General features: G+C 71.3%; 8 protein-coding genes. 6 read left to right on the top strand and 2 right to left on the bottom strand.

Going from position 1 to position 7,493, the window contains the following annotated elements:
* The 6 genes from ND748_RS20695 to ND748_RS20670 all read left to right on the top strand — a co-directional run.
* The coding region (locus ND748_RS20695) for an OmpA family protein (protein WP_251747655.1) at positions 1 to 541 on the top strand (541 nt) is incomplete at its 5' end.
* Positions 542 to 612: 71 nt separating this feature from the next.
* Positions 613 to 1,023: a ferritin-like domain-containing protein gene (locus ND748_RS20690; RefSeq protein ID WP_251747654.1), complete on the top strand. Its 411-nt coding sequence runs from the start codon at positions 613 to 615 to the stop codon at positions 1,021 to 1,023.
* On the top strand, positions 1,020 to 1,838 hold the full coding sequence (locus ND748_RS20685) for a family 1 encapsulin nanocompartment shell protein (protein ID WP_251747653.1): 819 nt from the start codon (positions 1,020 to 1,022) through the stop codon (positions 1,836 to 1,838). The genes ND748_RS20690 and ND748_RS20685 overlap by 4 nt, the downstream gene beginning before the upstream one ends.
* A gap of 257 nt (positions 1,839 to 2,095) precedes the next feature.
* Positions 2,096 to 2,290: a (2Fe-2S)-binding protein gene (locus ND748_RS20680; RefSeq protein WP_251747652.1), complete on the top strand. Its 195-nt coding sequence runs from the start codon at positions 2,096 to 2,098 to the stop codon at positions 2,288 to 2,290.
* 170 nt (positions 2,291 to 2,460) lie between these two features.
* Positions 2,461 to 3,804, top strand: a complete 1,344-nt coding sequence (locus ND748_RS20675) for a dienelactone hydrolase family protein (RefSeq protein WP_251747651.1) — start codon at positions 2,461 to 2,463, stop codon at positions 3,802 to 3,804.
* A gap of 298 nt (positions 3,805 to 4,102) precedes the next feature.
* On the top strand, positions 4,103 to 4,438 hold the full coding sequence (locus tag ND748_RS20670) for a hypothetical protein (RefSeq protein WP_251747650.1): 336 nt from the start codon (positions 4,103 to 4,105) through the stop codon (positions 4,436 to 4,438).
* Here ND748_RS20670 and ND748_RS20665 read toward each other — a convergent pair.
* Together ND748_RS20665 and ND748_RS20660 are read right to left on the bottom strand one after the other, a co-directional pair.
* Positions 4,399 to 5,037: a hypothetical protein gene (locus ND748_RS20665; protein ID WP_251747649.1), complete on the bottom strand. Its 639-nt coding sequence runs from the start codon at positions 5,035 to 5,037 to the stop codon at positions 4,399 to 4,401. The two genes, ND748_RS20670 and ND748_RS20665, sit on opposite strands and share 40 nt — an antisense overlap.
* A gap of 183 nt (positions 5,038 to 5,220) precedes the next feature.
* Positions 5,221 to 6,702 (bottom strand): P-loop ATPase, Sll1717 family, encoded by a 1,482-nt coding sequence (locus ND748_RS20660; RefSeq protein ID WP_251747648.1) that lies wholly within the window; start codon positions 6,700 to 6,702, stop codon positions 5,221 to 5,223.
* Between the last annotated feature and the right edge of the window lie 791 nt (positions 6,703 to 7,493).

Raw genomic sequence — 7,493 nt, 5'->3', positions numbered from 1 at the left:
GGCCGCGACCGCCGCTGTCGTCCCCGGTGCCACGCTGGCGGATCGCCTGGTCGTCACCCGCGCCGGTTCCGCAGCCGCAGCCCGGTCGGGTGGCGCCGCCACCGAGTCGGGGACGTCCGCCGCCGGGACGGCCGGGACCACGGGGACGGCCGGGACCACGGGGACGGCCGGAACCGCCGAGACTCTGGCGGGCCTGCGGGCCGCCCTCGACGGGCACGTCGTCACCTTCCCGGTGTCCGGGGCGCGGCTGAGCCCGTCGGCGCAGGCCCGCCTGGACAGGGTCGCCGCCGCCCTGCGCGGCGGAAATCTCGCCGTCCTCGTCGGCGGCTACACCGACACCTCGGGGCCGTCCGCGTTGAACCAGGCCCTGTCGCTGAACCGGGCCCAGGCCGCCGCCGATTATCTGACGAGCCACGGCGTCCGCGCCGACCTCGTGCGGGCCGCGGGGTTCGGCTCCGGCGAGCCGGTCGAGGGCAACGGCACCTCGCGGGGCCGCGCCGCCAACCGCCGCGTGGAGATCATCCCGTTGCCGTCGCGCTGACGGTGGTGACGGTCGGTGTGACGGCGCACCCGTGCCGGCGTAACAGCGGGTCAGCGTGGTAGGCAATCGCCATGGGCGACTCAAGCATGGGGCTGCACGAGCAGCCCGACAAGCTCTCCGCGCAGACGGTCGACCGGCATCGGGCGATCGTCTCGCTGATGGAGGAGCTGGAGGCGGTCGACTGGTACGACCAGCGGGTCGACGCCGCGACGGACCCGGAACTGGTCCAGGTGCTGGCGCACAACCGGGACGAGGAGAAGGAACACGCGGCGATGACGCTGGAGTGGCTGCGTCGCCACGATCCCGTGCTGGACACCCAGCTACGGACCTACCTGTTCACCTCCGGGCCGGTGACCGAGGTCGAGGAGGAGGCCATGGATCGGGGTGGCTCCGGCGACCCGGGCGCGGTGGTGCAGCGGCAGGCGGCGGAGCCCGGTGACGGCTCCCTCGGAATCGGCAGTCTGAAAGGTGTAGGCGAGTGAATCATCTGCTGCGCGGCCACGCCCCGCTGACGGACGCTGCCTGGCAGGCGGTGGACGACGAGGCGAAGGCCCGCCTCACGACGAACCTGGCCGCCCGCAAGGTGGTGGACTTCGCCGGGCCGCACGGCTGGGAGTACTCCGCGACCCCGCTGGGTCGGGTGGCGGCGCTGTCCGAGCCGCCGGCGGCCGGGGTGCAGGCCCGGGTCCGCCAGGTGCAGCCGGTCATCGAGCTGCGCGTCGGCTTCACCCTCGATCGCGCTCAGCTCGCCGATGCCGACCGCGGCGCCGACGACCTGGACCTGGCGCCGCTGGAGGAGGCGGTGCGTCGCGTCGCCATGACCGAGAACTCGGTCGTCTTCCACGGCTACGAGCAGGCCGGCCTGGTCGGCATCACGCGGGCCTCGGCGCATCCCGAGCTTGCGCTGCCGGCGGGGACCGACAGCTACCCGCGCACCGTGGCCAAGGCCGTCGCCCTGCTGCGCCGCGCCGGTATCGCCGGGCCGTACGCCCTGGCCCTCGAGCCGGACAGCTACACCGCGGTGATCGAGACGGCCGAGCACGGCGGCTACCTGCTGCTGACCCACCTCCAGCACATCCTCGACGGGCCCGTCGTGCAGGCCCCCGGGGTCACCGGCGCGGTCGTGCTCAGCCTGCGCGGCGGCGACTTCGTGCTCGAGTCGGGCCAGGACCTCTCGATCGGGTACGCCTCGCACACGGCGGACACCGTCGACCTGTATCTGGAGGAGAGCTTCACCTTCCGGGTCACCGAGCCCGACGCGGCCGTCGCGCTCGTGCCGGCCGTCGGGGGCGCGTAACCGCGCGTGACAGCGGGACGGGCGGGGGCGTCCGTCCCCCGCGCCGAGGCCGGCAGGGCGGCTGCAGGGCACTTGCTCCCGAGGGTGACGAGCGATACGGCCATCTTGCGTTGAGGGGTGTTGCATGGCACCCTGCATTTAGGGAAGCCTAAGCTAAGGGGTCGGTCCGACTGGACCGGCGTCGCGGCCTCCCGGCAGGGTCCGCCAACTGCCGGCCAACCCCGGGTGGGTTGGCCGCCTCGGGCTGGTGAGGTGCGGTGCTCGTCTGTTCTTGCTTCGCGGTGTCCGACCGGACGCTGCGCACAGTGATCGCCGCTGGTGCCCGCGACGTGGACGAGATCGGCGCGCGCTGTGACGCTGGCACCGGCTGCGGTGGCTGCGTCGAGGAGATCGAGGACCTGATCGACGCGGTCGCCCCGCGCTGTACCCGTCTCACCGCGAGGGCAGGGTAGCCGCAGGCGGGGCCACGTAGGGCTGAGCTGGCGAAGGCGAGGAGCCGGTAAAGCCGCGCGTCGAGCGACATGCGGCCACTGTGCCGGGCGCTACTTCGGCGACGTTCCGATACTCTCGGTAGTGTCGTTGTCATGATGCGTAGCGTGATCGGGTACGCGGTGATGCGGTGATGCGCCGAACCGTAGCGCCGTCGATGCGGCGCCCGGCTGCCCTGGCCGTCGTCCCGCTGGCCCTGCTGGTCCTGCTCGGCTGCGTGGTGGGCTCGGCGGCGCCGGCACACGCGGGTGGCGGGCCGTCCGGCGGCGGTGGGGGGTCGCTCACCGGCGCCGCCGCGGCCGCCCCGGCCGACGCCGTGTCCGATCCGGACCTGCCGGGACCCTGGCAGATCGGCTACCGCACGGTGCAGATCACCGATTCCAGCCGCCCTGGCCGTGTTCTCGTGACCTCGCTGTGGTACCCGGCCCGCCCGAACGGCTCCGCCACCCCCGGCTCGGCCCTCCCCGCAGTGGCGGGAGTGGCCGGGGTGCATGGGCCGAGCGGCGGGCCGCGCGCAACGGTCGAATCCGATGCCGGTGGAGCCTGCCCCGAGGTCGCGGCCGCCGGCCCGGCGGACCTGGGCGGGCCCGGGCAGCCGGCGTTCTACCCGTTGGTCGGGGACGTCGGGCTCCCGTCCGCGAGCGCCGTGACCGATGCAGCCCCGGCGCCGGGCCCGTTCCCCCTCGTCGTGTTTTCGCACGGCAGTTTCGGCAGCCGAACTCAGTCGGCCTTCCTGATGGAGGCGCTGGCCGGTCACGGCTTCCTCGTCGCCGCCCCCGATCATCCCGGTGACACGATGACCGACGCCGCGGCGGGGCGCGAGGAGCGCCAGGTCGACCTGGCGACGGACCGGCCCCGCGACGTCTCCGCGGTCATCGACGCGCTGACCGCCAGGTCCTGTCCGGACGCTGCGCGGATCCGGCCCGACCAGATCGGCGTCGTCGGCTTCTCCTTCGGCGGGTTCACCGCGGTCGTGTCCAGCATCGCCACCCTGCCCGTGCCGGCCGACGTGCGCATCCGGGCGTCGGTGGGGCTCGCGGCGACGACCTCCGTGCTGCCCGCGGCGTCACTCGCCGAGGTGCACGTGCCGACGCTGCTCATCGGCGGCACCCAGGACGGGACGGTACCGATTCCCGAGAACAACGACCGGGCGTTCAACCTCCTGGTCGACTCCCACCCGCGAATGACCGTCGCCGTCACCGGCGCCACGCACAACTCGTGGACCGAGATCTGCCGGCAGGCCGGGCTGCTCGGCGCCGCCGGGATCCCGGCTCCGCTGGGCATGCAGATCGCGCTGACCTCCGCGGCCACCTGCTGGCCGCCGCAGCTCGCTCCCGCCGACGCCCACCGGCTCGCGGACCACTACATCGTGGCCTTCCTCGCGCTGCATCTGCGGGGACAGTCCGGCTACGCGCGCTACCTCACGTCCCCGGACGCGGAGGATGCGCCGCTGGCGACCGTCCGGTCGAGTCCCTGACCATCGGGTGAGGAGGCGGTCGGCGTCGCTGCGTGCAGGCCCGGCCGTCGGCCTCCCCCGGAGGTACTCCCCCGGTCGGGCTACCCGGACGGTGCTATGAAGGCATACAGGTGACCCACCCCGACATCACCGGCTACCGTTGGCCAACCGGCCGACGGGCGCCCCGACGCGCAGCGCAGGCCGGTCGATCCGGTCGGGTCGGCGCCTCACCCGGACCCGGTGCCCGAGTCGCCCGCCGGACCGGATCACGGGCGATGCCTACGGGTACGGTGCGGTGCCCCGCAAGGAGGTCGTGGCGATGTCTGCTCGCCAGGTGCGGCGGTTCGAGCTGGAGCGTGAGGTCGACGTCTCGGGAGTGTCCGGGACGGGCGCGGTGGCGTTCGGGGCGCAGGCGCCCGACGGCACCTGCGTGCTGTGGTGGGATTCCGAGCACGACTCCATCGCGATCTATCCGACGATGGAGACTCTGCTCGCCATCCACGGGCACGGCGGGACGACCCGGGTCGTCTACATCGACGCGGCCGACCAGACTTCTCCTGCGCGTTCCGCGGTGACACCGCCGGACTCCCACGGACCCGCCGGCCGGCCGGGCGGTCAGGTCAACGGGCGGAAGCAGGCGGTCGCGCGGTCCTGAGGATCGACGGTGTAGAGGGCCAGGGTGCCCGCCATCTCCCGCGGATCGATGCCGTGGTCCAGCATCTGCCGGTGTAGCTCCGTGAGCATGCGCAGCGCGTAGCCGAGCAGGACGGGCGCGATGTTCGCGGGGTGGTGAAGGGCCTCCCCGAACCGCGTGTCGGTGTCGCCGTCGCCGGTGAGCGCGGCGAGGACGCCGAGCCTGATGCGATCCGCCAGGTCCTCCCAGACAGCCGCGCTCGCCGGCGTCTCGGGCCCCTGCCAGATTCCCGGGACGCGCAGGTCCGCGACGAGGACGGTCGGCTGGCGGCCGGTGCGCAGATGCACGGCCACGACCCACATCGCCATCAGCCAGCACAGCCCGCGCATCGTGTTCAGCGGGTCGGCGGTGACCTGTTCCTGCAGGTGCCGCTCGGACTGCGGCCGACTCGCCGGCGACAACCAGCCCCAGGCGAGGCGTTCAATGTCGACGATCTGAACCATCGGCAGGTCGGCGGGATGGGGCCGGGCCAGCGCGGCGGCTCGACCCGAGTCGGCGTCGACGAGCGCGAGCGCCCCGGGGTCGGAAAGGGTCTGCCAGGCCAGACCCGCCGATGGCATGCGGCCCACGGTAACCCGATTAACAGGACCGAACCAGGGGTGTTGGCTGCACGGTGTGAAAATGGTCGCGCGGCCGCCCCGGCCCTTTCTTCCCGTCGGCACACGGCACCGTCATCTCGCCGTCATGCACGCCCATTCGCCGACGCCGCCTTTTCACCGATCGGCCACTCATCGATCGATGACTCACCGGTCGATGACGTAGCGGTGGAACATCGGGTGGAGCGCGAACTCGGTGACGCTGTGCAGGGCGGGCCGCGGACGCCGGGGCCGGCGGATCTCGTCGGTCCTGGTCGCCTGTTGGGATGCGGCGCCGGCCGGCGTCCGCTCGTGGTCGGCGACGGCGTCCCCGGCGGGGACGAGGAAACCGACGTTCCACAGCACCTCGAGGATCACCTCCGGTTCCCGGCTGTCGACCCATGACCGGGCTTCCGGGGCTGTGTGGACCGCGCCGGTGGCCAGGTCCAGCAGGAACAGTTCCAGGTCCGCGCGGCTCCAGACGGGCGGCCCGGCGCGGAACGTCTGGAAGACGCCGAGCAGGCCGGGATGCTGGAACCGGTACTCGGCCGCGATGTCACGCGACCGCTCGGCCGAATACGTCGACTCGACCGCCTGGATATCCCGCGGGGTGATTCTGACCGACTTGCGGGAGCTGTGGGTGCGGGCGTGGTCGAGCGCGTGACTGCAGTACTGAATGATTTCTCGGGGACGACACAGCGAACGGTCTGTCATGTACCGGAAGGACCACAGTGGCCGGGTGAAGACCGCGCCCCAGCAGTCATCGTCGGTGCGGCTCCTCAGGTCGGGGACGGTGTGCCGGATGCGGCCGGCTATCATCGTCCAGAGCCCCGCCTCGTCCCAGGAGATGACCTCGATGAGATCGCGGAACTTCTGGGCGTCGTCGTATATCGCCGGAATGCTGTCGTAGAGCTCCTGCCGCAGCGACATGCAGATCCGGAGGTGCGGCGAAAGATCATTTATCGACATGCAGGCCTGGAACAGACCGGCGACGAACGCCTGGGCGTCCTCGGAGGCGTCCCAGCCGCGGTCCAGTTCGTCGACGAGCACCGTCACTCGACTGCGTTCGCACAGGCGTACCAGCGGGGGCAGCAGATGTTCGATCTCCTGGAGCTTGTAGAGGTACTGCAGCTCCCGGGTGCGCACACCCGCCTCGTACCGGCCTATCTTCACCGACTCGATCCGGCGGAGGTAGGAGACGAAGGCGTCGAAGGCGCTTGTCGTCCCGCCCACGTGATGATCCCGCAGATAGGTGTGGATCTGGCTTTCCGCGCCACGGCGCAGCCGGCCGTGGCGACGGGTGAGCTCCTTCATGATTAGCACAAGAATCAGGTACTTCCAAGCCGTCGCGTAGGCGCCCAGCTTCGCCCACGCGCCGTCCAGCTCCCGGGTCATGGCGGAGCTGAGGAACTCGTAGGAGTAGTCTTCCGGGGCAAGCTCGATTACCGAGCGGCCCGCGTCCCGCTGCCGGTGCGCCATGGTCTTGAAAATCGCACTTTTGCCGGCGCCCCGGTTCGCGACCAGGATCGTCTTCGTTCCCGAGCTCACCTGGTTGTATGCGGAGGACTCGATAAAATAGGAGTCGAGTCCCCGTCGGACGTCTCGTTCTGCGGCGGCTGCGCCGAAGCTGAGCCGGACAAGATCGACCATCAGCACCCTTTCGGTCGAATGCCGACGCATGATCTAGACTCTGAACGCTCACGACGATACCGCGAACACGGCAACATTGTGGGGGAATTATTTATCGAATACGCGTTCGACGTCTCCGCCGCCGCGGGGTTTCCCCGATCCGGTGACATTCATGCAGGTCAGAGCCCTGGTCGGCCGGATCGATCCGGAGCGGGACTGCCTGCGCCGGCCGCGGGGAGGCAGCCGGAGCCGCCGCCGACTGCTCCCCGCAACCAAAGACAAGCCCACCTGATGGTCAGATCTTCGGTGGGTGTCTGGTGTTGCGTCGGGAACTGCTGGAGGGTGATGACGGTTGGGGCCGGTTGAACGGGGATTACCCGCCAGCATCTGCTGACCGCAATATGACCTGGATCTTCGCGCTGATCTTGATGACATCCGATGGCCGGGTGGGCGCGGGAGGCGCCGACGGCGGGTGCGGCGGCGCCAGGGGGCGAGGCGTTCCGCGCAACCGCGCCTCCCTCAGGCAAGCCCCGGCTCCGACGCCTGGTGTTCCGCGGAACCGTGCCCCCTGTTCCGCATCCGACGATCGCAGTGTTCCGCGGAACCGTGTCACGCCGCCCGGTTCGGCTCGGACTCCCGGGTTCACGGTGTGTCTTCGCCTCCGCGCCTGAACGACCCGGGCCGCGAAGGGCACCCGAAGTCCCTTGGCGACGACGGTGCGCGGGGGTCAGTCGCCGAGGAGGTCGAGGGGGGTGGTGGGTTGGTGGGGGGTGTGGGGGGTGGTGGTGAGGTGGTGGCGCCAGAGGGTTTCG

The sequence above is a fragment of the Frankia sp. AiPs1 genome, assembly GCF_023716945.1.
Classification (GTDB): Bacteria; Actinomycetota; Actinomycetes; order Frankiales; family Frankiaceae; genus Frankia.
The sequence above is the reverse complement of the archived record's forward strand: the minus strand, read 5'-3'. Positions and strand labels throughout refer to the sequence as shown.

Bases quoted from the DNA above. Each gene is read 5' to 3' on its own strand.
- ND748_RS20690 (WP_251747654.1), top strand. From the start codon at position 613: ATGGGCGACTCAAGCATGGGGCTGCACGAGCAGCCCGACAAGCTCTCC.
- ND748_RS20675 (WP_251747651.1), top strand. From the start codon at position 2,461: ATGCGCCGAACCGTAGCGCCGTCGATGCGGCGCCCGGCTGCCCTGGCC.
- ND748_RS20670 (WP_251747650.1), top strand. From the start codon at position 4,103: ATGTCTGCTCGCCAGGTGCGGCGGTTCGAGCTGGAGCGTGAGGTCGAC.
- ND748_RS20665 (WP_251747649.1), bottom strand. From the start codon at position 5,037: ATGCCATCGGCGGGTCTGGCCTGGCAGACCCTTTCCGACCCCGGGGCG.
- ND748_RS20660 (WP_251747648.1), bottom strand. From the start codon at position 6,702: ATGGTCGATCTTGTCCGGCTCAGCTTCGGCGCAGCCGCCGCAGAACGA.